Origin of the sequence: Mesorhizobium sp. M2A.F.Ca.ET.067.02.1.1, from assembly GCF_004023285.1 — a bacterium.
Lineage (GTDB): Bacteria > Pseudomonadota > Alphaproteobacteria > Rhizobiales > Rhizobiaceae > Mesorhizobium.
This window is the reverse complement of sequence record NZ_RZSB01001376.1, coordinates 1-573: the sequence shown is the minus strand read 5'-3', so window position 1 is coordinate 573 and position 573 is coordinate 1. Positions and strand designations below refer to the sequence as shown.

The 573-nt window shown below is 66.0% G+C and carries 1 pseudogene; it reads right to left on the bottom strand.

Annotated features, from left to right (window positions below):
* Positions 1-329, bottom strand: a pseudogene (locus EOA28_RS37900) (two-component sensor histidine kinase); the annotation flags it as partial.
* Positions 330-573: the final 244 nt, after the last annotated feature.

Genomic DNA, 573 nt, shown 5'->3' with positions numbered 1-573 from the left:
GCGTTGGCGTGAACCATCGCGGCGGAATGGTCGAAAATGATCAGCGGATCGGCGACCGCGGCCGCCAGATACTCGCCGGAGAGCCGCTGCAGCCCGCTGGCCTCGATCGCCGCGCCTGTATCGGTCGACCGGCGCTCGGCGTCCGCAGGCAGCATCGCCGCGGCCGCCAACAGGGCCAAAGCCGGCACCAGCACGTAGATTGAAGCGCCGGCGAAAGAATAGACGGCGATGACCGCGAGCACGCCCGCGGCAAGCAGCCAGCGGTTGCGCCGAAGCCGAGCCGCCAAGGCTCGCCCCCTGCTGTCCTGCCCCGCGCCGGTCTCTGCCATAGGCCGTGCTACCCCGCATCCCGCCGGGCGGTCAGCGGCTCGCTGGACCGGCCCGACGCATGGGCTTCTTGAAAATCGGAATCGATTTTCGCGAAGGTTCATGCGCAAAATCAAAGTGCTACGGCGTGAATGCGTCCGGAAAGGCGCCACGCTGCACAGGCTCCATAGCATGAGTCCGCAAACTGGAAAGGTTCGTCCGGATGAAAAAAGCCAAGCAAACGGCTGAAGCGGCACCCGCCACAAC